Origin of the sequence: Actinomadura sp. NPDC048032 (assembly GCF_040653175.1) — a bacterium.
Classification (GTDB): domain Bacteria; phylum Actinomycetota; class Actinomycetes; order Streptosporangiales; family Streptosporangiaceae; genus Spirillospora; species Spirillospora verrucosospora.
Map to the genome: position 1 here is coordinate 18,718 of NZ_JBEZJP010000014.1, position 23,406 is coordinate 42,123.

A 23,406-nucleotide genomic window follows, 5' to 3' on the forward strand; every position below is an offset into this window, starting at 1 on the left:
GACCGGGGGCGCGGGGAGCCGCCCTCCAGGGGGGAGCACACGTGACCGTCGTCGAGACCATCCGCGAGACGCTGAGGTCCAACGAGCTGGAGTTCGAGGAGCCGCGCGACAACGCGTTCTTCGTCAAGCTCCCCGGCCAGCACAAGCTCGCCACCATGACGTGGCTCATCGCCGGCGACCACTCGCTGCACGTCGAGGCGTTCTTCTGCCGCCGTCCCGACGAGAACCACGCCGAGTTCTACCGGTTCCTCCTGGAGAAGAACGGCCGCATGTACGGGGTCGCCTTCGCGCTGGACGACGTCGGCGACGTCCACCTCGTCGGGAAGGTCCCGCTCGAATCGGTGTCCCCGGAGGAGATCGACCGCCTCCTCGGCTGCGTCCTCACCTACTCCGACGAGAACTTCGACAAGGCGCTGGAGCGCGGGTTCAAGTCGTCCATCCAGCGCGAGTGGGACTGGCGCGTCAAGCGCGGCGAGAGCCTCGCCAACCTCCAGGCCTTCGCCTCCTTCGCGGACCCGGCCAACCGCGAGTGACGCGCGCGGGGCCGCTAGGCTCTGGTGCCATGGCGACCCTGGTATTGCTCCGGCATGGCGAAAGCGTCTGGAACGCGGAAGGGCTGTTCACCGGCTGGGTGGACGTCGACCTCTCCGCGAAGGGCGAGAGCGAGGCGACCAAGGGCGGCGATCTGCTGCTCGACGCCGACATCACCCCCGACGTGCTGCACACCTCCCTGCTGAAGCGGGCCATCCGCACCGCCAACATCGCCCTCGACGTGGCCGACCTGCTCTGGATCCCGGTGAGGCGCTCCTGGCGCCTCAACGAGCGCCACTACGGCGCCCTCCAGGGCAAGAACAAGGCGCAGACGCGCGAGGAGTTCGGCGAAGAGCAGTTCATGACCTGGCGCCGCTCCTACGACACCCCGCCGCCGCCCATCAAGGACGACGACCCCCTGTCCCAGGTCAACGACCTGCGCTACGCCGAGCTGCCGTCCGAGCTGATCCCGCGCTCGGAGTGCCTCGCCGACGTCGTCGACCGCATGCTGCCGTACTGGTACGACTCGATCATCCCCGACCTGGCCGCCGGCAAGACCGTCATGGTCGCCGCGCACGGCAACTCCCTGCGCGCCCTGGTCAAGCACCTGGACGACATCTCCGACGAGAAGATCGTCGGCCTGAACATCCCCACCGGCATCCCGCTCGTCTACGAGCTGGACGACGACTTCTCCCCGCTCAAGCGCGGCGGCGAGTACCTCGACCCGGCCGCCGCGAAGGCCGCCATCGAGGCCGTCAAGAACCAGGGCGCCGCCAAGGGCGGGAGCGCCCCCAAGCCCGCCGCGAAGAGCCCCGACCCGAAGGACGAGCGCAAGTCCAGGCGCGGCAAGCGCAAGTAGCCCGCGAGGGGCCGCCTCCCGGCGGCCCCTCGCAAGCCGGACGCGGGCCGGCGAGGTCACCCGGAGCCGGCGCCCGCGGGAACGGCCGCGCGGTCGCCGCGGTGGATGCGCACGGCCACGGCGAGCCCGGCGACGGTGAGCGCGGCCGCGACGGGGAAGAGCGAGCGCGGGCCCGGCCCGTCGCCGATCAGCGTCCCGCCGAGCCAGCCGGCGAACGCGGCGGCGACCTGGAACCCCGAGGCGTTCACGGCCACCGCCAGCGTGGGGGCCGCGCCCGCCGTGGTCAGGACGCGGGTCTGCATGCCCGGGAGGATCGCGAAGGCGAGCAGGCCGAGCGCGAACGTCATCACGGCGGCCAGGGGCCGGACCCCGCCGACCGCCCAGAACAGCGCCAGGGCGCCTGCCAACGCGCCGAGGAGCCAGGCCAGTGAGGGCATCAGGGCCCGGTCCGAGAGCCGGCCGCCGAGGAAGTTGCCCGCGACCGCGCCCGCGCCGTACACCAGGAGCAGCGCCGGGACGGCGCCCTCGGGGAACCCGCTGACCTCGGTGAGCAGCGGCGCGATGTAGGTGAAGACGGTCACCACGCCCACGTTGCCCAGGGCGGTGAGGGCGATCGCCAGGCGGACGTCCCGTCCCGCGAACACGCGCAGCTCGCCCCAGAGCGGACCGGTCGCGGCGGCGGGCAGGGCGGGCACGAACCGCAGCACCATGAGCAGGCCCGCGGCGGTGAGCGCGGCGACCGCGCCGAAGGTCGCCCGCCAGCCGAGGGTCTGGCCGATCACGGTGCCCAGCGGGGCGCCGAGGACGATGCCGAGGTTCAGCCCGAGCGCCACCTTCGCGATGGTGGAGGACTCCCGGCCCGCGGGGGCCGTGGAGGCGGCGGTGGCGATGGCGACCGCGAAGAACGTGGCCACGACCAGTCCCGCGGCGAACCGCGCCGCGAGCAGCACCGGGTAGTTCGGCGCCAGGGCGGAGCCGAGGTTGCCGAGGACCGACACGGCGATGAGGCCGGTGACGAGCGGTTTGCGCGGCACCCGCGCCGTCAGGACGGTGACGACCGGACCGCCGACGATCATGCCGAGCGCGTAGGCGCTCACCAGGCGCCCGGCGGCGGGCACCGAGACGCCGAGGTCCGCCGCCACGTCCGGCAGGATGCCCGCGATGACGAACTCGCCGGTGGTCAGGCCGAAGACGACCAGCATCAGGGAGAAGAGGGAGGGGGGCACGCACGCTCCATTTACTTCGAACTCGGATGATTCGAGTTAGCAATATCATGATTCGAAGTACAGGCGCTACACTCGGGGCATGGGCGAGCAGATGGAACGGGACGTGTGCAAGCTGGTCCACCGGTTCGCGCAGCGGCTCGACGTCCACGCCCGGCGGGTCGCCGACGAGGTGGGCATGACCGCGGCCCAGGTCGTCGCGCTCCGCGAGCTGTCCGAGCCGATCACGGCCCGCGAGCTCGCCCACCGCATGGCCTGCGAGGCGTCGAACGCGACCTTCCTGGTCGACCGCCTCGAAGGGCAGGGCCTCGTCGAGCGCCGCCCCCACCCGACCGACCGCCGCGCCAAGCAGATCGTCCTCACGCCGGACGGCGAACGCTGTCGCGCCGACGTCCTCGAACGCCTCGACGCCGAATCGCCGCTGACCGCGCTCGCCCCGGCCCAGCAGGAGTCCCTGCGCGACCTCCTCAGGTCGCTCCTGGGGGAGTCCGTCTAGCCGAGAGCCCGTCTAGCGGGTGATGGAGAGGCGGGCGGCGCGGCCCTTCTCGCCCGCGGCCCAGCAGCCGCCGTCGGGCGCGCAGTCGACGGTGTCGAAGCTCCCGGTGTCGAACCGGGTCCACGTGCGGCCTCCGTCGAGGCTGCCGTCGCTGCCCGTGGGGCCCACCGCCAACACCGCCGGACCCGCATACGCAGGCCACACGCTTCCTGAGCGGTACTCGGCCGGCGGGCGGCGCGCGGGACGCCACGTGCGGCCCCCGTCGGCGGTCGTCGCCGCGGCCGCCGGCGACGGCTGTCCGGGCCGGTAGTCGCCGCCGACCGCGACGCCGTGCCGGGAGTCGCGGAACGCCACCGCGAACACGCCCTGGGACGGGCTGGACGGCAGCGGCGTGTCGGCGACGGTCCAGGTGAGGCCGCGGTCCCCGGAATGGAACACGCGCGAGCGCGACGCCCCGCCCGTCGCCAGCCACACGTCCCGCGGCCCGTGGCTCACCAGGCACTGCCCGCTGGCGGCGAACCCGGCCTCGCCCTCCAGCGCCGGGGGCATGCCCCCAGGCGGCAGGACCCGCCAGCTGCGGCCCGCGTCGCCGGTGGCGATGATCCGGAACCGGCCGTCCACCGGGTCGCTGACCGCCAGCCCGTGCCGGGAGTCGAAGAACGTGAGGCAGTCGTAGAACGCCCTGGGATCGTCGTTCCTGAAGCCGAGCGTCCAGGTGACGCCGCCGTCCGAGGTCCGGTAGACGCGGGACGCGTCGCCCTCGCCGATGGCCAGCACGACCGCCCGCCGCGCGTCGAACGCCTCGATGTCGCGGAACTCCAGGCCCTCCGCGCCGGCCGGGGCGACGTCGCGCCACGTGCGGCCGCCGTCGGTCGTCCGCAGCACGGTCCCGCCGCCGCCCGCCAGCCAGGCGGTCTCGCGGCCGACCGCCGCCAGGCCGCGGAACCGCGCCTCGCTGCCGGTCGGAGTGAGGCGCCAGGCGGGCCGGTGCGCCCCCGGCGTGGCCCGCGCCGACGCGGTGCCGGGCACCCCGAGGGACGCCGCCGCCACCGCCCCGCACAGCCCGGCCGACGCCATCGCCCGCACCAGTGCCCGCATCGGTCTCATGACGCGCAAGCTAACGAACGTTGATCAAGCCGTCCAGACCCCTCGCGCCCTTCGTGCGCCGCCGCCGCGCGGGCGCGCGGGCGCGACCGGATCAGGCCGAGTCGACGATCTCCTCGGGACGCTGGCCGGTGACCAGGTAGACGACGTTCTCCGCGACGTGCACGGCGTGGTCGGCGAAGCGCTCGAAGTAGCGCCCGGCGAGCGTGATGTCCACGGCCGGCTCGACGCCGTGCCGCCACTTCGGGGACAGCAGGATGTCGAACAGGCGGCGGTGCAGCCGGTCCATCTGGTCGTCGTCGGCGTCCAGCTCCAGGCCCATCTCGACGTCCTGGGACGCGATCACGCTGCCGGTCTTGGCGATCATCCGCTCGGCGATCTGCCCCATCTCCAGCACGGTCGCCTGCAGCTCGGGCGGGACGGCCGACTCGGGGTGGCGCCGCCGGGCCGTCTTGGCGATGTGCACGGCGAGGTCGCCCATGCGCTCCAGGTCGCCGCTCATCCGCAGCGCGGTGATCAGGGTCCGCAGGTCGCCGGCGACCGGCTGCTGGCGGGCCATGAGGTCGAACACCGTCGCCTCGATGTCGGCGTCGATCTTGTTGACGTGCTCGTCCCCGCTGATGACCTCCTCCGACAGCCGCAGGTCGGCGTCCAGGAGGGCGGTCACCGCGCGGGCCATCGCGGACCGGACGAGGCGGGTCATCTCCACCAGGCTGTCGGTGAGGGAGTCGAGTTCCTCGTGGTAGGCGTCGCGCACTTGAGAATCCTTCGATGTGGACGGGGGCGGGCGGGGCAGGGCGGACTCGCCCACGCCACACTTTGCCCCACGGGCATGAACGCATCCGGAGGGAAAGGTGAACTTTCGGGTAACGAGAAGGCGCTGACCAGGGCAGGGGGGAAGCGTTGCTCCGATCGCCGCTTACGATCCGAGGTGTGGAGGTCGAGATTGTCGCGAGCCTGACAGGGCTCGCCGGGCTCGCGATCGGGCTCGCGACTGGATTGGCGGTGCGGGTGAGCGAGCGAGCCCAGCGGACGGCGGTAGCGACGAACCCGGTGGGCAGCCTGCCGCCGGGCGTCGCCTCGGTCCTCAGCGTCCTGCGGTCCTCGGCCGTCGTGGTGGACGGCGAGGACCGGGTGCTGCGGGCCAGCTCCGCGGCGCGGGCGTACGGACTGGTCAGCGGCGACCACGTCGTGGTGGACGAGGTTATCGCGATGACCCGGCTGGTGCGCCGCGACGGGGAGATCCGCGAGACCGAGATACAGGTCGGCCCGAACGGCGGCCGCCGGCGGGCCGACGGGCGCTGGTTCGCGGTCCGCGTCGCGCCGCTCGGCTCCCACGGGCTCGTCCTCGTGCTCGCCGAGGACCTCACCGACATGCGCCGCACCGAGGCGATCCGCCGCGACTTCGTGGCGAACGTCAGCCACGAGCTGAAGACCCCCGTGGGCGCGCTGTCCCTGCTCGCCGAGACGGTCGAGAGCGCCGCCGACGACCCGGAGGCCGTCCGCCGGTTCGCCGGCCGGATGCAGTACGAGTCGGTGCGGCTGAACAACCTCGTCCAGGACCTGATGACGCTGTCGCGCGTCCAGGGCGACGAGCCGCTGCCCGAGCTCACCCCGGTCACCCTTGAGGAGGTGATGGCGGAGGCGCTCGAACGCTGCCAGATCAAGGCGGTCGCCAAGGACATCCAGCTCGCGGCCGGCGGCGAGGACGGGCTGCGCGTCCGCGCCGACCAGGAGCTGCTGGTCACCGCGCTGCGCAACCTCGTCGACAACGCCGTCGCCTACAGCCCCGAGCACACCCGGGTCGTCGTCTCGACCCGCCGGTGCGACGAGACGCACGTCGAGATCAACGTGACCGACCAGGGCATCGGCATCCCGGAGGCCGAGATCGAGCGGATCTTCGAACGGTTCTACCGGGTCGACCCCGCCCGCTCCCGCCAGACCGGCGGCACCGGCCTCGGCCTCGCCATCGTCAAGCACGTCACCAGCAAGCACGGCGGCGACGTCACGGTGTGGAGCAAGGAGGGGCACGGGTCGACGTTCACGATCCGGCTCCCCCTGATCGACACGCCGCGCCGCCCGGCGGCCGGCGCCACCGCTTTTCCAGCCCCACAGAACACCGCCCGGGAGGCAACACCGTGACCCGCGTGCTCGTCGTGGAGGACGAGGAGTCCTTCAGCGACGCACTCTCGTACAACCTGCGCAAGGAGGGCTTCGAGGTGGCCGTCGCCGCCACCGGCCCCGACGCGCTGGACATCTTCGAGCGCAACGGTGCCGACCTCGTGCTGCTCGACCTGATGCTCCCCGGGCTGCCCGGCACCGAGGTGTGCCGCGAGCTGCGCGCGCGCTCCAGCGTCCCGGTGATCATGCTGACCGCCAAGGACAGCGAGGTCGACAAGGTCGTCGGCCTGGAGCTCGGCGCCGACGACTACGTCACCAAGCCGTTCTCCACCCGCGAGCTGATCGCCCGCATGCGGGCCGTGCTGCGCCGCCAGGGCGAGGTCGAGGAGCCGGCGCCCGCGACGCTGGAGGCCGGTCCGGTCCGGATGGACGTGGAACGCCACGTCGTCAGCGTGGGCGGCGAGCCCGTCCAGCTCCCGCTCAAGGAGTTCGAGCTGCTGGAGGTGCTGCTGCGCAACGCCGGCCGCGTCCTCACCCGGATGCAGCTCATCGACCGCGTGTGGGGCGCCGACTACGTGGGCGACACCAAGACGCTGGACGTCCACATCAAGCGCCTCCGCGCCAAGGTCGAGGAAGTCCCCTCCACACCGCGGTACATCGTCACCGTCCGAGGCCTCGGCTACAAGTTCGAGCCCTGACGGACATGAGGAACGGCCCGTCCCGGATGGGACGGGCCGTTCCTTATGTGTGGGGGCCGGGTTCGGCGGGTCAGCCGGCGGTCGGCGTCTCTCCGGTGGCCGGCGTCTGGACGGCGCCCGGGGACGGGGACGCCTCGGGGCCGCCCTGCTCAGCGCCCGGGGACGGGGACGTGCTCGCCCTTCCGCCCGGGGTCTGGCCGGGCGTCTGGCCGCCGGGGGTCTGGCCGCCCGGCGTCTGCGGCGTGGCGGGGGTCATGGGCAGCGGGTAGGTGCTGAACTGGTCCTGCCGCGCCACGACGGGCACCTGGAACTCGACGGACCCGGCGCGCTCGAACCGCATCGTCAGCGGGACCGTGGACCCGGCGAGGAGCTCCTTGTTGAGCTGGGGCAGCACCACGAGCGGCACCTCCCCGCCGGCGCCCGGCGAGACCGACGGACCGCTGCCCTGCGGGCCCATGGTGTTCTGCGAGGTCGGGGTCTCGGACACGTTCGGCGTCGCGCCCTGGCCGGTCGGCCCCGGGGTGGCGCCGCCGGACGGCGCGGCCGGGCCGGAGGGCGTGCCGCCGGTGGGAGTGGCGCCGGGCTGCTGCGTCTTCTTCTTGCCGCCCTGCTGCTGCGGGGTGGGGGCCGCCGAAGGCTTGCCGAGCAGCTTGGTGAAGCTGCCCGTCCCGTCCGAGGCGGCGGGGGGCAGCGTGAGCGAGCCGCCCTCGATCTTCGCCTCGCCGCCGAACGCCGGGGAGCTGACGGAGACCAGGCGGTCCGGCCGGCCCTGCACCTGGTTGATGATCGCGCCGTAGAGGGGCAGGGACGTGCCCGCGGGGATGGGCGGCCCCGCCTCCGGGCCCAGCAGGAACATGTCGCGCAGGTCGATCTGCGGGGCCTGCGGCCTGTTCAGCGGCACCGACACGTTGACGCCCTCGGTGAGCTGCGTGGGGGCGGCGGTCTGGGGCTTCTCGCCCGCGCCGCAGCCGGAGACCACCGGCGCGATGGCGACGGCGCCCGCGACGGCGAGCACGACCATTCGACGGCTGTTTCGGATCACGGCGGCGGTCTCCTCGCGAGATATCAGGTGAAGAGGTGGTTTCAGAGAATTGTGGGACGGGCGTGAGATACGCCAGGGGAAGCGTAGCGAGGTCTTGCCGGAAACCCCTCCCCGGGGTGGCCGACACGCCCTGGCGGGAGACCTAACCGGAACCCAGACCCTTGATCTTCCCGGTGAGTCCGGGCCCGGCCGCGGGCGCCCGGACGACCTCGGTGACCACGCCGTCCGGCCGCACGAAGACGGCGGTGAGGCCGGTGCCCGTCGGGCCGGGCGTGCCGGGCGCGGGCGAGTAGGCGCCGGCCAGGACCCCGGCGCGGTCCTCCAGGATCTGCGGCGTCCCGTTGTGGGCCGTGCCCGCGCACGCCTTGAGGTCTTTCAGGGACAGGGGCTTCCGGGCGCCCGCGGGGCGCGGGTCGGCGACGAGCCAGAAGGTGAGGGTGTACTCCTGCGTCCGGCCGGCCAGCTCCGCCACCAGGCCCTCGCACCGGTACCCGGGCGAGACGACGGCGATCACGCCGGGGCGCAGGTCGCGCAGCGGCCGGGAGACGCGGCCGGCGGTCACGAGGTCGACCCGGCGGTCGGGCAGCAGCCCGCCGACCCTGCCGGGGCTCGCGGTGGGGCGCGGGGCCAGCTGGGCGGTCGTCGGCCGCGGGGCGGGACGGGGGCCGAACGCGGTCATCAGCACGCCGCTCAGCAGCGCGACCAGCAGCGCGCCCGCGATGATCGGGACGGCGACCCCGAACCGCGTCAGCGGGCGGTACAGCCGCCGCACGCGGGCCCTGCGCCGCCTCCGGCGCCGCTCCCGGTGGTAGGCGGCGACGTCCCGCTCCAGCTCGCGGGCGTCGTCGGGCACGACGACGTCAACGCGCGGAAGCCCGTAGTCGTCGGGTTCCGGGTCGCCGCCGTCCGGCCTCACGCGGCACCTCCCTCGCCGATCGGTGTTCCCGCGGGACGCGCGTCCCGACCCCGTGTCCTATTAAGACCCTTCCGGGCGCTTCGTACCCGCGCGGCGCAGGGTGCTCACATCCCAGTATGGAACCCGTCCGCACCGTCGGCGGAATGATGCTTGTATCCGGGGGCCGGTTGCCGGTAAGGGCGCGGGGAGGGATCACGGTGTTCTTCCGGCTACGCTGAGCGAGGGGAACTGGTCCTCGATGCACCAATAAAGGGGTTTGTCAATACCTCAATATGTGGCTTGACCTGCGCATTTGTCAGGAAGGCGGGTTCGGGCACGCTCGTTTCCGTGCTACCCTGGTTCTAGCGGAAGGGGTACTTGTCACATGACTTTCCAGGTCGGCGACACCGTCGTCTACCCCCACCATGGGGCTGCTCGGATCGAGGCCATCGAGACTCGCACCATCAAGGGTGAGGACAGGACCTACCTGGTCCTGAAGGTTGACAAGGGTGACCTGACGGTACGGGTCCCGGTCGAGAACGTCGAGGACGTGGGCGTCCGGGACGTCGTCGGCCAGGACGGGCTGGAGAAGGTGTTCGAGGTGCTTCGCGCACCCTACACCGAGGAGCCCACCAACTGGTCGCGCCGGTACAAGGCGAATCTTGAGAAGCTCGCCTCCGGCGATGTCAACAAGGTCGCGGAGGTCGTCCGCGACCTCTGGCGGCGCGACAAGGAGCGTGGGCTGTCCGCGGGTGAGAAGCGGATGCTCGCCAAGGCGCGCCAGATCCTCGTGAGCGAGCTCGCGCTCGCCGAGAAGACCAACGAGGACAAGGCAGAGGCTCTGCTCGACGAGGTCCTGGCCAGCTGAGAGGCCGGCCGCGTTGAACTCAAGGCTCCCTCGGGTGGGCGTCGGCACCGACGTCCACCCGTTCGCGTCCGAGCCCCGGCCCCTGTGGGTCGCGGGGCTCGAATGGCCGGGCGAGGGCCACGGCCTCGCCGGGCACTCCGACGGCGACGTCGCCGCGCACGCCGCCTGCGACGCGCTGCTCTCGGCCTGCGGTCTCGGTGATCTCGGCGCCGTCTTCGGCACGTCCGACCCGCGCTGGTCCGGCGCGTCCGGCGTCGCCCTGCTGCGCGAGGTCGCCCGCCTCGTCGACGAGGCCGGTCACACGATCGGCAACGTCGCCATCCAGGTCATCGGCAACCGCCCCAAGATCGGCAAGCGGCGCGCCGAGGCGGAGAAGACCCTCAGCGAGGCGCTGTCCGGCGCGCCGGTCACCGTCTCCGCCACCACCACCGACGGCCTGGGCCTGACGGGGCGGGGCGAGGGCCTCGCGGCCATCGCCAACGCCCTCGTCCTCCCGCCCGCCTGACGGGCGCGGCTACGACGGAGCCGGGTGGACGGTGCCCGTCACCTCGCCGAGGGCGATGCGGGAACCGGCGGCTCCCGGCGCCTGGGCGCGGATGGTCACGGTGTCGCCGTCCTCCAGGAACGTGCGCTCCGTGCCGTCGTCCAGCAGCAGGGGCTCCTGGCCGTTCCAGCTGAGCTCCAGAAGGCAGCCGCGCTCCTCGCGCTCGGGTCCCGAAACCGTGCCGGACGCGAACAGGTCGCCGGTGCGGAGCGGGGCGCCGTTCACCGTCGCGTGCGCGAGCTGCTGCGGCGGCGTCCAGTACATCGACGCGAACCTCGGCCGCGCCGCCACCCGCCCGTTGATCAGGACCTCCAGGTGCAGGTCCAGGCCCCACGGCTCGTCGCAGCGCAGGTAGGGCAGCGGCGCCGGGTCCTGGACGGGCGGCGGGACGCGCGCGGGCTCCAAGGCCGCGACCGGCACCACCCACGACGAGACCGACGTCGCGAACGACTTGCCGAGGAACGGGCCGAGCGGCTGCGACTCCCACATCTGCAGGTCGCGCGCGCTCCAGTCGTTCACCAGCACGAACCCGAACACGTGGTCGCGGAACGCGGAGGCCGGGACCCCGCGCCCGGCGGGGGAGGGGACGCCCACGACGAAGCCGACCTCCGCCTCGAAGTCCAGGCGCCGCGACGGGCCGTAGGACGGCGCCGGGTCGTCCTTCGCCCGCCGCTGCCCCGACGGCCGGATGATCGGCGTCCCCGCCGGGTACACGGTCCCGGAGCGGCCGTGGTAGGCGACCGGCATGTGCTTCCAGTTCGGCGGCAGCGGCTCGCCCTGGGGCCGCAGGATCCGTCCCGCGTTCGTCGCGTGGTGCTCCGAGGAGTAGAAGTCGACGTAGTCGGCGACCTCGAACGGCTTCTGCAGCTCCACGTCCGCGACCGGGATCAGGTGCGGCTCGACGCGCTCGCGGTACGCCTCGTCGGTGAGCAGCTCCGTCACCCGCTCCCGGTTCGCCCGCCAGGCGGCGCGTCCCGCGACCATGAAGGCGTTCAGCGACCCGGAGGCGAAGTACCGCCGGTCCTCCACCAGGCCCGCGGCCGACATCTCGGCCAGGTCGAGGACGCGGTCGCCGATGGCCACGCCGACGCGCGGCAGTTCTCCCGGGCGCGAGAAGATCCCGTACGGCAGGTTCTCGATACCGAAGCCGCCGTCCTGGCTGCCCTCGACCCATGAAACGGTCGTCATGGAGGCATACCTTCCCCCGCCGCCTCCCTTTCACCCGGTGCGGGTAGATCAGCCGAGGTGGGAGGAAAGGCGGCTTTTCAGATCAGGGCAAAGGCCGCGGTTGCCATGCCGGGGCCCGCTCCCTACTCGGCGGGAGGGACGGGCCCGCTGCGGAAGTTGCTGGACGGCGGCGGGTTCCCGTCGTCCTCCCCCGGACGATCGCCCGCCTTGAGGGCCTCCGTGCCGGGGTCTCCGGCGTCGGGGTCCTCGGCGCGGTCGGCGGGCGGGCCGTCGTCCTCGTCCTCGCCGGTGTCGTAGGGCGGGGGCACCACGATGTCGGGGCGGGTCGTCGCGGCGGGCGGGGGCTCCTCGGCGGCGCGGTCCCGGCCCCGGACGAGCTCGACGTCCGTCGGCAGCCGGTCGGGCACCGCGTCCAGCGGCCGGCGCGGCTGCGGCAGCGGGTCGAGCGGCGGCGCCGGCTCCGACGACAGGCTCTCCTCGAAGGTGAAGGCGAAGGGGTCGTGCTCCTCCGGCGCGGGCTCCTCGGCGAGGGGCCCGGGGTTCTCCGGGAGGGGCTCGGGCCTGTCGGCGACGGGCCACTCGGGCTCGTCCCTGAACGGCAGGATCGGCTCGCGCTCCGGCTCGGGCTCGGGGTCCGGCTCGGGCACGCGCTCCGGCCCGGCCTCGTGCGCGGGAGGCGCCTCCAGCGCGAGCGGCGGCGCCGCGGGCCCGAGGACCTTGACGTGGCCGCGCTGCGCCTCGGGCGGCGCCTCCTCCCCGGCGGCGGGCCTGGCCACCCGGATCTGCTTGACCATCGTCAGCCACAGCCAGACGGCGATCACGAGCATCGCGTGCGGCGCCACGGCCACGCCCGTCCGCACCGCGTCGTCCGGCAGCGGGCCGAACCCCCGGACCGAGCGCTGGACGGACGCCGCGGCGCCCCCGGCGAGGAGCAGGACCAGCAGCGTCCAGCGCGGCAGCCGCGTCCACCAGCGGGCGTTGCGGGTGACCACGAGGGACAGGATCGTCACGGCGGTGAGGGTGTCGGCCATCGCCGGGTACAGCGGCGCCCAGCGGCGGCCCACCCCGCCCGCGACGGCGAGCTCGCGCAGCACGTCGTAGGTCAGCGCGAAGGCGCCGCCCGCCAGCGCGGCGACGACGAGGCCGGCGACGGTGGTCAGCAGCCGCCGCTGCACGGCGGTGTAGGAGGGCCGGGTCGGATCAGTCGGCATGTCTCTCGTTCCGGAAGGGAGGGGTCCTCCGCCGAGATTAACCAGCCAGGACGCCGCCGAACCGCAACTTCTTAGTGATCACTGTGACGCTGCGCACTATAAGTGGGGAGACGTACGGTATTGGAGAGGTCAGGCGAGGGAGGCACCGATGGCGTGCGGCAGGTTCGTGCGGGTCACGCGGGCCCGCGCGGCCGGGTAGCGCCGCCGTGGCGCCCCCGCGGCCCCGGCTCGGCGAACCGGTCCGGATCTTCGACGGACGGGCCGCGGCCCGCCGCACCTGGGCGTGGCTGGCGCTGCTGTGCCTGGCCGCCGCCGCGCTCGTCCCGGCGGCCGTCGTGTACCTGCACGACCACGTGTGGTGGGTGGGCGTCCCGGCGCTGCTCCTGTCGATGGGGTACGCCGCCGCCGCCGGGTGGATCGCGGGACGCGACCGTCCCCGCGTCCGGGCCCGCGTCGCCGTCCTCCACACCGGCGGCCTGGAGGTCACCGGGCCGGGCGGCGGCGCCCGCACGTGGGACGAGCTCGTCTCGGTGACGGTCGCCGGGGTGCCGGGCGGGCCCGGCGGGCGCGTCCGGTGGTGCTTCACGGTCGTCGCGGACGACGGGAGCGTGCTGCGGCTCGGCGACGACATCCCCGACGTCCGGACGCTCGGCGTGGCCGTCGCCCAGGAGGTGACCGCCCGGATCGTCCCGCGCCTCCTGGCGGCGGTGAAGGCGGGGGAGTCCGTGCGGATCGGTCCGTTCACCGTGGACCTGGACGGTGTCGGGAAGGACGGCGAGCGGCTGCCCTGGAGCGCCGTCCAGGACGTGGTGATCGGGAGCGGGATGGTGACCGTCCATGCCGGTCCGGGCCGGGCCGATCTGGCGACGGTCGCCTCCCGGATGCCGGACGCGCTGGCGTTCAGCGTCCTGTGCCACCAGGTCAGGGACCTGATCGAAGATTTCTGAAGATTTTCTCGGCGGGGGTGTCGAGAACGCGCCGGCCGCTCCGATCCTTCTCTGACGGGCCCGGAGACGGGGCCGCCCGACCACGAGGAGACGACCGTGAAGTACATGCTGATGATCTACAACCGTCCCGGCTTCCTGGAGGACCTGACGGAGCAGGAGCGGACCGCGCTGTTCGGCGAGGTCGACGCGATCATGAAGGAGCTGACGGAGTCGGGCGAGCTGGTCGGCGGGGCGGCGCTGGCCGACCCGTCCCTGACCAAGACCGTGGTCGGCAGGGACGGGCAGCCGGCCGTGACGGACGGCCCGTTCCTGGAGGCCAAGGAGCACTTCGCCGGCTACGTCGCCGTGGACTGCGAGACCGAGGAGCGGGCCGTGGAGATCGCCTCCCGCTGGCCCGACGTCCGGTACGGCGGCTACATGGAGGTCAGGGCGCTCATGCACGAGTCCGGGGCGGAGATGTGAGGACGCCCCCGGCCGTCGAGGACCTGCTGCGCGACCTCGCGCCGCAGGTGCTCGGCACGCTCGTGCGGCGGCACGGCGCCTTCGACGCGTGCGAGGACGCCGTCCAGGAGGCGCTCCTCGCCGCCGCCGTCCAATGGCCGGGGGAGGGCGTTCCGGAGAACCCGCGCGGCTGGCTGCTGACCGTCGCGACCCGGCGGCTCACCGACCAGTGGCGCAGCGAGCGGGCCCGCCGCGACCGCGAGGCGGCCGTGGCCGCGGAGGACCCCGCCGAGCCCGGCCCCGATGAATACCGTGCGGCCGACCGCGACGACACGCTGACCCTGCTGTTCCTGTGCTGCCATCCGGCGCTGTCGCCGTCCTCGCAGGTCGCGCTGACGCTGCGGGCCGTCGGCGGCCTGACGACGGCGCAGATCGCCCGCGCCTTCCTCGTCCCGGAGGCGACGATGGCGCAGCGGGTCAGCCGCGCCAAGCAGAAGATCAAGGCGGCGGGGGCGCGGTTCGGGCCCCCGCCGCCGGACGAGCGCGACGAGCGGCTGCGGGCCGTGCTGCACGTGCTGTACCTCGTCTTCAACGAGGGGTACACCGCGTCCAGCGGGCCCGACCTGCGGCGCGCGGACCTCACCGCCGAGGCGATCAGGCTCGCCCGGGCGCTGCACCGGCTGCTGCCCGGCGACGGCGAGGCGGCCGGGCTGCTCGCGCTGATGCTGCTCACCGACGCGCGCCGCGCGGCGCGCACCGCCGACGGCGGGCTGCTGGTCCCGCTCACCGAGCAGGACCGCACGCTCTGGGACGCCAAGGAGATCCGGGAGGGGACCGAGCTGATCACCGAGGCGCTCACCTGGTCGCCGCCCGGCCCGTACCAGGTGCAGGCCGCGATCGCCGCCGTCCACGCCGAGGCGGCCCGGCCGCAGGACACCGACTGGCCGCAGATCCTCGCGCTGTACCGGCTGCTGGCCCATCTGTCGCCCAACCCGATGGTCACGCTGAACGAGGCCGTCGCGCTGGCCATGGTGGACGGGCCGTCCGCCGGCCTGGACCTGCTGCGCACGCTGGACGGCGACACCCGGATGGAGGGCCACCACCGGCTGGCGGCCGTCCGGGCCCACCTGCTGGAGAAGGCCGGCGACGCGCCGGCCGCGCGGGAGGCGTACCGGGACGCCGCCCGCGGCACGACGAGCCTGCCGGAGCGGCGCTACCTCGAATCCCGCGCCGCCCGGCTCGACGAAGGAGACACCGATGGGAACGCTTGACGTCCCCGGCGCGACCCTCCACTACGAGGTGCGCGGATCCGGGCCCGTCCTGCTGCTGATCTGCGGCGGGATCTACGACGCGGCGGGCTACGCCGGCCTCGCCGATCTGCTCGCCGGCCGGTACACGGTCGTGACGTACGACCGGCGCGGCAACTCGCGCAGCCCGCTCGACGGGCCGCCGGAGCGGCAGCGCGTCGAGACGCACGCGGACGACGCGTCCCGCCTGCTCGCCGAGGTCGCGGACGGCCCGGCCTTCGTGTTCGGCAACAGCTCGGGCGCGCAGATCGGGCTGGAGCTGGCCGCGCGGCATCCCGAGCAGGTGCGCGCCCTGGTCGCCCACGAGCCGCCGCTGCTGACCCTGCTGCCGGACGCGGACCACTGGGAGACCGTCATGGCGGACGTGGAGCGCGCCTACCGCGACGGCGGCGCCGGCCCCGCGATGGGGACGTTCGGCGCCGCGCTGGGCATGGGCGGCGGCGAGGAGGACGGCTCCGCCGAGGAAGGACCGGCCGGGGAGCAGGAGCCGCCGAGCCCGGAGATGCTGGAGATGTTCGCCCGCTTCGAGAGGAACACCGACTTCTTCGTCGGGTACGAGGTGCCGGGCTTCGGGCGGTACGAGCTCGATGTGGAGGCGCTGCGCGCGTCGTCCGTCCGGATCGTCCCGGCGGCCGGGGAGGAGTCCGCGGGCGAGCCGCCGCACCGGGCCGCGCTGGAGCTGGCGGACCGGCTCGGGACGTCCGCCGAGACCTACCCCGGCGACCACGGCGGCTTCGGTCCGCACGCCGCCGCGTTCGCCGCCCGGCTGGCGGAGACGTTCCCGGTGGAATGACCTCCGCGGCGCGATGGCGTGTTCCGGCCTGTGCGATGCGCCACGGAGCCGGACGCCGATCCAATAACCTGAACCCGTGAGCCTGCGCTTTTACGACACCGGTACCCGTAGCGTCCGCACGTTCGAGCCCCTGGAAGAGGGCCGCGTGGGGATGTACGTGTGCGGTGCGACCCCGCAGGCGGCCCCCCACATCGGGCACCTGCGCTCGGGCGTCATCTACGACGTCCTGCTGCGCTGGCTCCGCGCGTCCGGCTACGAGGTGACGTTCGCGCGCAACGTCACCGACGTCGACGACAAGATCATCGCGGTGGCGGCCGAGCGGGGCGTGCCGTGGTTCGCGGTCGCCGAGGGCAACCAGCGCACCTTCACCCAGGGCTACGACCTGCTCGGCTGCCTGCCCCCGACGATCGAGCCGCGCGCCACCGGGCACGTCCCGGAGATGATCGTCCTGATGCGCCGGCTGATCGCGAACGGCCACGCGTACGCCGCGGGCGGCGACGTGTACTTCGACGTCAAGTCCTGGGCCGACGAGTACGGCGCGCTGTCGAACCAGCGGCTGGAGAACATGCGCTCCGCCGGCGACACCCCCAACGAGGAGCTCAAGCGCGACCCGCGCGACTTCGCCCTCTGGAAGGGCGCCAAGCCGGGGGAGCCGTCCTGGGAGACGCCCTGGGGCGACGGGCGCCCCGGCTGGCACCTGGAGTGCTCGGCGATGGCGACCCGGTACCTCGGCCCGACGTTCGACATCCACGGCGGCGGCGTCGACCTGATCTTCCCGCACCACGAGAACGAGATCGCGCAGTCCCGCGCCGCGGGCGACGGCTTCGCGCGCTACTGGCTGCACAACGGCCTGCTCACCGTCGACGGCGAGAAGATGAGCAAGTCGGTCGGCAACGTGGTGCTACTGCCCGACCTGCTGGGCAAGGCCCGCCCCGCCGAGGTGCGCTACTACCTCGCCTCGGCGCACTACCGCTCGCTGATGGACTACACCGACGCCTCCCTGGCCGAGGCCGTCTCCGCCTACCAGCGGATCGAGGGCTTCGTGACGCGGGCGTCCGAGCAGGTGGGGGGCGGCACGCCGTCCTCCGTCCCGTCCGCGTTCGCCTCCGCCATGGACGACGACCTCGGCGTCCCGCAGGCGCTGGCGGTGCTGCACGAGACCGTCCGGGAGGGCAACAGCGCCCTGGCGTCCGGCGACCTCGACGCGGTGCACGGCCACCTGGCGTCCGTCCGGGCGATGGCCGGCGTCCTCGGCATCGACCCCCTCTCGCCGCAGTGGGCGGTCTCGGGGGAGGACGACCTGCGCCCCGTCGTCGACGCCCTGGTCAAGGTGGCGCTGGAGCAGCGGCAGGCGGCCCGCGCCCGCAAGGACTACGCGGCGGCCGACGCCATCCGCGACAGCCTGTCGGCGGCCGGCGTCCTCGTCGAGGACACCCCGCAGGGCCCCCGCTGGGAACTGAAGCGCGGCTGACGTGCATCGCGCACCCCGCGCTGCGGATAAAATCGAACGTTCGCGGGGGTTCGTCGCCGTCCGCTGAGATCTTGAGCCGCCCGGCAGGGGCGAGCACGCAATCGTCGCGAGGGGCGTAACCGACAATGGCCAAGCGCAAGGGACCCACCCCCAAGGCCGAGGACCGGCACTGGCACGGCAAGCGCCAGAAGGCCCGCGCCGTCAAGAACTCCAAGCGCACCGGCACGCCGACGCTGGGGCCGGGCGGCCGCGGCCAGGCCCCCTCGGAGAACCGCCCGGCGGGACGTCCCGCGGGCGCGCGGCGCGCGACCGGCGAGGTCCCCGAGCTGGTCACGGGCCGCAACCCGGTCGTCGAGGCGCTGCGCGCGGGCGTTCCCGGCACGGCCCTGTACGTCACGTCCGGCACCGACGAGCGGGTGCGCGAGGCGATCCAGATCGCCGCCGACCGCCGCATCCCGCTGCTGGAGACGGGCAAGAACGAGATCGACCGGCTGACCGACGGCGCCGTCCACCAGGGCATCGCGCTGCAGGTCAAGCCCTACCGCTACGCCCACCCGGACGACCTGCTCAAGGGCACCGCCCCGCTGATCGTCGCGGTGGACGGCATCACCGACCCCCGCAACCTCGGCGCGATCGTCCGCTCCGCGTCCGCGTTCGGCGCGACCGGCGTGGTCGTCCCCGAGCGGCGCGCGGCGGGCGTCACCGCCGGCGCCTGGAAGTCGTCCGCGGGGACCCTCGCGAACATCCCGGTCGCGCAGGCCACGAACCTGTCCCGCCAGCTCAAGGCCTACCAGAAGGCCGGCTGCTTCGTCGCCGGGCTGGACGCCGCCGGCGGCGTGACCGTCGCCGACCTGGAACTCGCGTCCGGGCCGTTCGTGCTGGTCGTGGGCTCGGAGGGCAAGGGCCTGGGACGGCTCGTCGCCGACACCTGCGACATGCTCGTCACGATCCCGATGCCGGGCAGGGCCGAGTCGCTCAACGCCGGAGTCGCCGCGGGCATCGCGCTGTACGAGATCAGCCGCCTTCGCGCCTGAGATCGGAAATAATCTCAACGTTCAGATAATTGACGTTGAAGTGAATCAGACGACAGCCCTCCCGGCCCCGGCCCTGCGCACCCGCTACGCCTCCGACCTCGTCCTCTCCGCCCTCGCTCCGGCGAGCTGGGGCACCACCTACGTGGTCACCACCACGCTGCTGCCCGACGGCCGCCCCCTGCTCGCCGCGACGATGCGCGCCCTGCCCGCCGGACTGGTGCTGCTCGCCGCCACCCGCCGCCTGCCGCGCGGCGAGTGGTGGTGGAAGTCGATCGTCCTCGGCCTGCTGAACTTCGGCGCCTTCTTCCCGCTGATCTTCTTCGCGGCCTACCGCCTCCCCGGCGGCGTCGCCGCGACGATCGGCTCCGTCCAGCCCCTGGTCGTGGCGCTGCTGTCGCTCGGCGTCCTGCGGATCGCCCCGGCCCGCGCCGTCCTGTACTCGGCCCTCGCCGGCACCGGCGGCGTCGCGCTGCTGACCCTCGGCGCCGACGCCCGGCTCGACCCCCTCGGCATCGCCGCCATGCTCACCGCGACGTCCCTCATGGCCACCGCGATCGTCCTGGCCAAGAAGTGGGGACGCCCCGAGTCGCCCCTGGTCATGACCGGCTGGCAGCTCACCGTCGGCGGCCTCGTCCTCCTGCCGCTCACCCTGGCGCTCGAAGGCGCCCCGTCCTCGCTGACCGGCGAGAACCTCCTGGGCTTCACCTACCTCGGCATCGTCGGCACCGCGATCGCCTACGCGCTGTGGTTCCGCGGCATCGACCGCCTGCCCCCGACGTCCGTCTCGCTCCTCGGCCTCACCAACCCCATGGTCGCCACCCTGGCGGGCCTGCTGATCCTCGGCCAGACCCTGACCCCGTGGCAGGTCGTCGGCTTCACCGTCGCCCTCGGCGCCCTCGTCGCCGGCCAGACCTTCAACCGGCGACCGCGGCCCGCCGCCTCCTGAGGAAGGCCCGCTCGGCCTCGTCCTCCGTACGCCGCATGGCCTCGCCATACGCCTCGGCCGCCTCCCCGCCCCGCCCCAGCCGCCGCAGCAGATCAGCACGCACCGCATGGAATAGGTAGTACCGGCCCAGCTCCAGCCGCTCGACCAGCTCCAACGCGGCCCCGGCCCCCTCCACCTCACCGACCGCCACGGCCCGGTTGAGCGCCACCACGGGACTCGGCGCCACGACCATCAACTGGTCGTACAGCTGGAGAACCTGATCCCACCGAGTGTCCTCGGCCCTCGCCGCGTCCCCGTGCACCGCGTTGATCGCCGCCTGGATCTGGTACGGCCCGGGCCGCCCGATCCGGAGGCACCGCCGCACCAGCTCCTGCCCCTCCTCGACGAGCCCCCGGTCCCAGAGCCCGCGGTCCTGCTCGGACAGCAGCACCAGCTCCCCGTCCCTCCGCCGGGCGCCCCTGCGGGACTCGACGAGCAGCATCAACGCCAGCAACCCCAGCACCTCGGGCTCGTCCGGCATCAGCTCCCGCAGCACCCGCCCCAGCCGAACCGCCTCGGCCGCCAACTCCTCCCGACCGCCGTACCCCTGGTTGAACACCAGGTAGACGACCGCCAGCACGCCGGAGAGCCGTCCGGGCAGCTCCCCCTCCTCCGGTACCCGGAACGGGATCCCGGCCTCCCGGATCTTCGCCTTCGCCCGCACCAGCCGCTGCGCCATCGTCTTCTCCGGCACCATGAAGGCCCGCGCGATCTCCGCCGTCGACAGCCCGCCCAGCAACCGGAGCGTCAGAGCGACCCGCGCCTCCATCCTCAGCGCCGGATGGCAGCACGTGAAGATGAGCCGCAGCCGATCGTCCTCCACCACCGGCGCCTCGACGGGCTCCGCCGCGTTGAGCAGCACGGCCTGCGCGTACTTCCCGGCCCGCGCGGCCTCCCGCCGCAGCCGGTCGATCGCCTTGTTCCGCGCCGTCGTGATGATCCACCCCGCCGGGCTCGCCGGGACCCCCTCCACCGGCCACCGGCGCACCGCCTCGGCGAACGCCTCCTGGACGGCCTCCTCGGCGACGTCCACATCGCCGAACACCCGGACCAGCACGGCCACCGCGCGCCCGTCCTCCTCCCGGAAGACCCGCTCGATCACCCCTCGCCGAGGAACGGCCGCACCTCGATCGGCAACCCGGTCACCTGCGTGAACCTGGCCGCCACCTTCAGCGCCGCGTCCAGGTCCTTCACCCTGACGATGGCGAGGCCCCCGACGTGCTCCTTGCCCTCCGTCCACGGCCCGTCCGTCGCGATCACCTCGTCCCCCCGCATGCACACCACGGTGCTCGCCTCCGGCTGGTCCAGCCCCCGCCCGAACACCCAGCACTCCTGCCGCTCCAGATCCCGCCGAACCTCGGCGAGCCGCGCCATGATCGGCTCCAGCACCTCCGGCGGCGGCACCTCCCCCACCGGCTGGATGATGTTGAGCACGTAGGACTTCATCTCTCCTCCTCCACGACCACCAGCACCCCTGCCCCCACTCCTTCCCCGCGACGCCCGCCCGTGCGCACCCGGCGCCCCGCCCCCTACACGAACGAGTCCCCCCGCAGATCGACACCCACCCCAGAAAACCTCCCCGGATCCCCCCGAGCCCCCAAGTCGACTACGATGCGGGACGAGCCCGCCGGCGTAGCTCAATTGGCAGAGCATCTGTCTTGTAAACAGAAGGTTAGGGGTTCAAGTCCCCTCGCCGGCTCCACCGTCCAGCCTCACGACCTGGGTTTTTCTCGGTGTACTGGAAACTGATGGGTTCGGACCCCCGCTAGGGGAGACCGAAGGGAGACCATCCGTCCGGGAGTCACCCCCAGCCGCAGCCCTCGGAACGAGCGCGACCGCCGCCGCGGACGCCTGCCGAGCCACATCCGGGAGAACGTTGGTGTAGGTGTCGCTCGTGATCGTGATCGACGAGTGGCGCAGCAGAGCCTGAACGAGCTTCATGTCCGCGCCGGCGGCGAGCATCAGGGTCGCGGCGCCGTGCCGGAGATCGTGCAGCCGGATCGGTGGCAGGCCGGCCTCGAACGCCAGCCGCTGGAAGAGGTCGAAGACCATCTCGGGGTGGAGCGGCTCCCCGTTCTCCCGCGTGAAGACCTTCCCCGACTCGACCCACGCCTCGCCCCACGCGAGCCGCTCCTCGTTCTGCGCCGCGCGCCACGTCCGCAGCACCTTCACCGTGGACTCATCGAGCGGGATCGTGTCGTCGGATGAGTCGGTCTTGGGTGCGCTGTCCTCGACGTCTCGGTAGGTCACCGCGACGCGCTGGATGCGAATGGCGACCATGCCAGCGTCGAGATCGACGTCAGCCCATTCGATGCCGCAGACCTCGCCGCGCCGCAGGCCAGCGAACGCCGCCAGGTAGAACAGCGCGTACAACCTGTGGCGCGCGGCACGGTCGAGGAACACCCCTGTCTGCTCCGGCGTCCACACCATGACCTTCGACGGCCGGGGCTGGGACTGCCAGATGCCCATCACGTTGACGGGCCTGCCGTCCGCGGCCGTGCGCGCGGCGTCGACCTCGCGCTCGTAGCGGACCTGCCACGCGGCCACGCGGTCCGGCGTCCAGACCAGGGCCTTCGGTCGCTTCCCCGCCTCCAGCTTGACGAGCTTCGCGACGTTCGTGCCGATGAGGCCTTCACGCAGAGCGTCCGACAGCGCCGTCCGCAGCGTCGCCTTGATCCGCTGCTTGGTCGCCGCGCCGACCGGTCGGCGGTGCGGTGGGAGCTGGTCGATCGCGGCGAGGGCCTCACGGTGCGCCTTCTTGTCGCCGGCCCGCCACGCGTCCCGCGCCTCGGCGCGCAGCCGCCGCCGGTCTTCCCCAGCCTGGACGATGCCCTCGTTCGCGGCGTCGATCGCGTCGAACATCTCGTCCAGGTGCCGGACCCGGAGCCGGTCCAGCTCGATGTGCCCCAGGTGCGGCTTCAGATAGGCGGCAATGTGGCCCCCGTACAACCGGTGAGTGTTGCGGCGCAAACCTTTCTGGGCCTTCAGCCAGTCGTCGAGGTACTGCCCGACGAGGATCTTGCTCTGGGCGTTGCCGCCGCGGGCCTCCTTCTGGAGGGCCTCGGCCATCGCCTTCTCGGCGTCGGTCTCGGACGCGAACCCGCCGCGGCGGAGACGGCGCCGCTTCCCGTTCGCGCCGGCGTCCAACTCCAGGGAGTAGTACCAGGACCCGTGCCGCGGGTTCCACGACCCGTCCTTGCGGCGTAGCTTCGGGCAGTCGGCACCGAGCTCGCGTCCGTCGTCGCCGCGGCACTTGCACCGCTTGTACGTAGATCCCTTCATGAGCCGCCGTCTCCACTGCTGCGTTCAGCAACTTCGCGTGGCGGGCGGGCTTCCTGTATGTCCATGAGCCGGCGGGTCAGCGCGTCGAAGGTGTTCTCCAGGTCGCCCATGAGTCCGCGGAGCGTGTCGTACTGCTTGCGGAGCTTGGCGGTACGAGCCTTGATCTCCTCTTCCGTGGTGAGGTCGTCGAAGTAATCGGACGGCAGGAGCCCCGGGTAGTGCATCTCCAGCGTGGAGACGAACCGACTGCGGTAGCGCTGGGACACCTCCGACTGGTCATCGGGCGGGTCCGAGAGGATGTGGCTGACCAGGTCATGCATGCTCAGCAGGCCGACGCACCCGTGTGGCGCCTCGATGACATACCGC

The 23,406-nt window shown here is 73.1% G+C and carries 25 protein-coding genes and 1 tRNA gene; 15 read left to right on the forward strand and 11 right to left on the reverse strand.

The genetic code is table 11. The annotated features are described in order from the left end of the window. Positions 1-41: 41 nt before the first annotated feature. Positions 42-533: a YbjN domain-containing protein gene (locus AB0C69_RS03850; protein ID WP_345172993.1), complete on the forward strand. Its 492-nt coding sequence runs from the start codon at positions 42-44 to the stop codon at positions 531-533. Positions 534-562: 29 nt separating this feature from the next. Then, the gene (locus AB0C69_RS03855; protein ID WP_345172995.1) at positions 563-1,390 is read left to right on the forward strand and encodes a phosphoglyceromutase; all 828 of its coding nucleotides are present in this window, start codon (positions 563-565) and stop codon (positions 1,388-1,390) included. Between the two features lie 56 nt (positions 1,391-1,446). Here AB0C69_RS03855 and AB0C69_RS03860 read toward each other — a convergent pair whose 3' ends face one another. Then, positions 1,447-2,616, reverse strand: coding sequence for an MFS transporter (locus tag AB0C69_RS03860; protein ID WP_360349370.1), 1,170 nt, complete (start codon positions 2,614-2,616; stop codon positions 1,447-1,449). A 79-nt stretch (positions 2,617-2,695) separates the two neighbouring features. Between AB0C69_RS03860 and AB0C69_RS03865 the strand changes: the two genes are divergently transcribed. Continuing rightward, positions 2,696-3,109 (forward strand): MarR family transcriptional regulator, encoded by a 414-nt coding sequence (locus tag AB0C69_RS03865; RefSeq protein WP_360349373.1) that lies wholly within the window; start codon positions 2,696-2,698, stop codon positions 3,107-3,109. 12 nt (positions 3,110-3,121) lie between these two features. Here the strand turns inward: AB0C69_RS03865 and AB0C69_RS03870 are convergent, their stop codons facing one another. Together AB0C69_RS03870 and phoU are read right to left on the reverse strand one after the other, a co-directional pair. Continuing rightward, positions 3,122-4,216, reverse strand: coding sequence for an oxidoreductase (locus AB0C69_RS03870; protein WP_360349376.1), 1,095 nt, complete (start codon positions 4,214-4,216; stop codon positions 3,122-3,124). A 91-nt stretch (positions 4,217-4,307) separates the two neighbouring features. After that, complete coding sequence (phoU, locus tag AB0C69_RS03875) at positions 4,308-4,970, reverse strand: phosphate signaling complex protein PhoU (RefSeq protein WP_345173003.1); 663 nt, start codon at positions 4,968-4,970, stop codon at positions 4,308-4,310. Positions 4,971-5,146: 176 nt separating this feature from the next. Between phoU and AB0C69_RS03880 the strand changes: the two genes are divergently transcribed. Together AB0C69_RS03880 and AB0C69_RS03885 are read left to right on the forward strand one after the other, a co-directional pair. After that, the gene (locus AB0C69_RS03880) at positions 5,147-6,355 is read left to right on the forward strand and encodes an ATP-binding protein (protein WP_353831393.1); all 1,209 of its coding nucleotides are present in this window, start codon (positions 5,147-5,149) and stop codon (positions 6,353-6,355) included. Continuing rightward, entirely contained in the window at positions 6,352-7,032 is a 681-nt protein-coding gene (locus AB0C69_RS03885; protein ID WP_185031642.1) for a response regulator transcription factor, read from the forward strand. The genes AB0C69_RS03880 and AB0C69_RS03885 overlap by 4 nt, the downstream gene beginning before the upstream one ends. Before the next feature lie 70 nt (positions 7,033-7,102). Here AB0C69_RS03885 and AB0C69_RS03890 read toward each other — a convergent pair whose 3' ends face one another. Both AB0C69_RS03890 and AB0C69_RS03895 read right to left on the reverse strand, forming a co-directional pair. Beyond that, a complete protein-coding gene (locus AB0C69_RS03890; protein ID WP_360349381.1) occupies positions 7,103-8,074 on the reverse strand; it encodes a hypothetical protein in 972 nt (323 codons plus the stop codon). A gap of 142 nt (positions 8,075-8,216) precedes the next feature. Next, positions 8,217-8,990, reverse strand: a complete 774-nt coding sequence (locus AB0C69_RS03895) for a hypothetical protein (RefSeq protein WP_360349384.1) — start codon at positions 8,988-8,990, stop codon at positions 8,217-8,219. A gap of 364 nt (positions 8,991-9,354) precedes the next feature. Between AB0C69_RS03895 and AB0C69_RS03900 the strand changes: the two genes are divergently transcribed. Together AB0C69_RS03900 and ispF are read left to right on the forward strand one after the other, a co-directional pair. Then, on the forward strand, positions 9,355-9,837 hold the full coding sequence (locus AB0C69_RS03900; RefSeq protein WP_021599843.1) for a CarD family transcriptional regulator: 483 nt from the start codon (positions 9,355-9,357) through the stop codon (positions 9,835-9,837). A 34-nt stretch (positions 9,838-9,871) separates the two neighbouring features. Further along, on the forward strand, positions 9,872-10,342 hold the full coding sequence (ispF, locus tag AB0C69_RS03905; RefSeq protein WP_360349387.1) for a 2-C-methyl-D-erythritol 2,4-cyclodiphosphate synthase: 471 nt from the start codon (positions 9,872-9,874) through the stop codon (positions 10,340-10,342). Between the two features lie 9 nt (positions 10,343-10,351). On the opposite strand, the gene fahA is transcribed toward ispF, so the two are convergent. Beyond that, positions 10,352-11,569, reverse strand: coding sequence for a fumarylacetoacetase (fahA, locus tag AB0C69_RS03910; RefSeq protein ID WP_360349390.1), 1,218 nt, complete (start codon positions 11,567-11,569; stop codon positions 10,352-10,354). Between the two features lie 122 nt (positions 11,570-11,691). Further along, positions 11,692-12,780, reverse strand: a complete 1,089-nt coding sequence (locus tag AB0C69_RS03915; protein ID WP_360349393.1) for a DUF2637 domain-containing protein — start codon at positions 12,778-12,780, stop codon at positions 11,692-11,694. Positions 12,781-12,986: 206 nt separating this feature from the next. On the opposite strand from AB0C69_RS03915, the gene AB0C69_RS03920 reads away from it, so the two are divergent. The 7 genes from AB0C69_RS03920 to AB0C69_RS03950 all read left to right on the forward strand — a co-directional run bounded on the left by AB0C69_RS03920 (position 12,987) and on the right by AB0C69_RS03950 (position 19,719). Further along, entirely contained in the window at positions 12,987-13,727 is a 741-nt protein-coding gene (locus AB0C69_RS03920) for a DUF6585 family protein (protein WP_360349396.1), read from the forward strand. Positions 13,728-13,832: 105 nt separating this feature from the next. Next, complete coding sequence (locus AB0C69_RS03925) at positions 13,833-14,189, forward strand: YciI family protein (RefSeq protein WP_360349423.1); 357 nt, start codon at positions 13,833-13,835, stop codon at positions 14,187-14,189. Then, positions 14,186-15,439 carry a sigma-70 family RNA polymerase sigma factor gene (locus AB0C69_RS03930; RefSeq protein ID WP_360349399.1) on the forward strand — a complete coding sequence of 418 codons (1,254 nt, stop codon included), beginning with the start codon at positions 14,186-14,188 and terminating at the stop codon, positions 15,437-15,439. Before AB0C69_RS03925 ends, AB0C69_RS03930 begins: the two co-directional genes overlap by 4 nt. Further along, positions 15,426-16,268: an alpha/beta hydrolase gene (locus tag AB0C69_RS03935; protein ID WP_360349402.1), complete on the forward strand. Its 843-nt coding sequence runs from the start codon at positions 15,426-15,428 to the stop codon at positions 16,266-16,268. The genes AB0C69_RS03930 and AB0C69_RS03935 overlap by 14 nt, the downstream gene beginning before the upstream one ends. Positions 16,269-16,344: 76 nt before the next feature. Next, complete coding sequence (gene cysS, locus AB0C69_RS03940; protein ID WP_360349405.1) at positions 16,345-17,739, forward strand: cysteine--tRNA ligase; 1,395 nt, start codon at positions 16,345-16,347, stop codon at positions 17,737-17,739. Positions 17,740-17,864: 125 nt separating this feature from the next. Continuing rightward, positions 17,865-18,773 (forward strand): 23S rRNA (guanosine(2251)-2'-O)-methyltransferase RlmB, encoded by a 909-nt coding sequence (gene rlmB, locus AB0C69_RS03945; protein WP_360349408.1) that lies wholly within the window; start codon positions 17,865-17,867, stop codon positions 18,771-18,773. 40 nt (positions 18,774-18,813) lie between these two features. Then, positions 18,814-19,719, forward strand: a complete 906-nt coding sequence (locus AB0C69_RS03950; RefSeq protein WP_345173029.1) for an EamA family transporter — start codon at positions 18,814-18,816, stop codon at positions 19,717-19,719. Here the strand turns inward: AB0C69_RS03950 and AB0C69_RS03955 are convergent. Further along, entirely contained in the window at positions 19,688-20,860 is a 1,173-nt protein-coding gene (locus AB0C69_RS03955) for a sigma-70 family RNA polymerase sigma factor (protein ID WP_360349412.1), read from the reverse strand. The two genes, AB0C69_RS03950 and AB0C69_RS03955, sit on opposite strands and share 32 nt — an antisense overlap. Beyond that, entirely contained in the window at positions 20,857-21,204 is a 348-nt protein-coding gene (locus AB0C69_RS03960) for a YciI family protein (RefSeq protein ID WP_345173032.1), read from the reverse strand. Before AB0C69_RS03960 ends, AB0C69_RS03955 begins: the two co-directional genes overlap by 4 nt. Positions 21,205-21,384: 180 nt before the next feature. Between AB0C69_RS03960 and AB0C69_RS03965 the strand changes: the two genes are divergently transcribed. Further along, a tRNA-Thr gene (locus AB0C69_RS03965) sits at positions 21,385-21,460 on the forward strand. Here AB0C69_RS03965 and AB0C69_RS03970 read toward each other — a convergent pair. Both AB0C69_RS03970 and AB0C69_RS03975 read right to left on the reverse strand, forming a co-directional pair. Continuing rightward, positions 21,439-23,040, reverse strand: coding sequence for a tyrosine-type recombinase/integrase (locus AB0C69_RS03970; RefSeq protein WP_360349417.1), 1,602 nt, complete (start codon positions 23,038-23,040; stop codon positions 21,439-21,441). The genes AB0C69_RS03965 and AB0C69_RS03970 overlap by 22 nt on opposite strands. Beyond that, positions 23,037-23,406: hypothetical protein (locus AB0C69_RS03975; protein ID WP_360349420.1), on the reverse strand; the 370-nt coding region annotated here is incomplete at its 5' end. The genes AB0C69_RS03970 and AB0C69_RS03975, both read right to left, overlap by 4 nt.

Bases quoted from the DNA above. Each gene is read 5' to 3' on its own strand.
- AB0C69_RS03855 (WP_345172995.1), top strand. From the start codon at position 563: ATGGCGACCCTGGTATTGCTCCGGCATGGCGAAAGCGTCTGGAACGCG.
- AB0C69_RS03865 (WP_360349373.1), top strand. From the start codon at position 2,696: ATGGGCGAGCAGATGGAACGGGACGTGTGCAAGCTGGTCCACCGGTTC.
- AB0C69_RS03870 (WP_360349376.1), bottom strand. From the start codon at position 4,216: ATGAGACCGATGCGGGCACTGGTGCGGGCGATGGCGTCGGCCGGGCTG.
- AB0C69_RS03900 (WP_021599843.1), top strand. From the start codon at position 9,355: ATGACTTTCCAGGTCGGCGACACCGTCGTCTACCCCCACCATGGGGCT.
- fahA (WP_360349390.1), bottom strand. From the start codon at position 11,569: ATGACGACCGTTTCATGGGTCGAGGGCAGCCAGGACGGCGGCTTCGGT.
- AB0C69_RS03915 (WP_360349393.1), bottom strand. From the start codon at position 12,780: ATGCCGACTGATCCGACCCGGCCCTCCTACACCGCCGTGCAGCGGCGG.
- AB0C69_RS03925 (WP_360349423.1), top strand. From the start codon at position 13,833: ATGCTGATGATCTACAACCGTCCCGGCTTCCTGGAGGACCTGACGGAG.
- AB0C69_RS03935 (WP_360349402.1), top strand. From the start codon at position 15,426: ATGGGAACGCTTGACGTCCCCGGCGCGACCCTCCACTACGAGGTGCGC.
- rlmB (WP_360349408.1), top strand. From the start codon at position 17,865: ATGGCCAAGCGCAAGGGACCCACCCCCAAGGCCGAGGACCGGCACTGG.
- AB0C69_RS03960 (WP_345173032.1), bottom strand. From the start codon at position 21,204: ATGAAGTCCTACGTGCTCAACATCATCCAGCCGGTGGGGGAGGTGCCG.
- AB0C69_RS03970 (WP_360349417.1), bottom strand. From the start codon at position 23,040: ATGAAGGGATCTACGTACAAGCGGTGCAAGTGCCGCGGCGACGACGGA.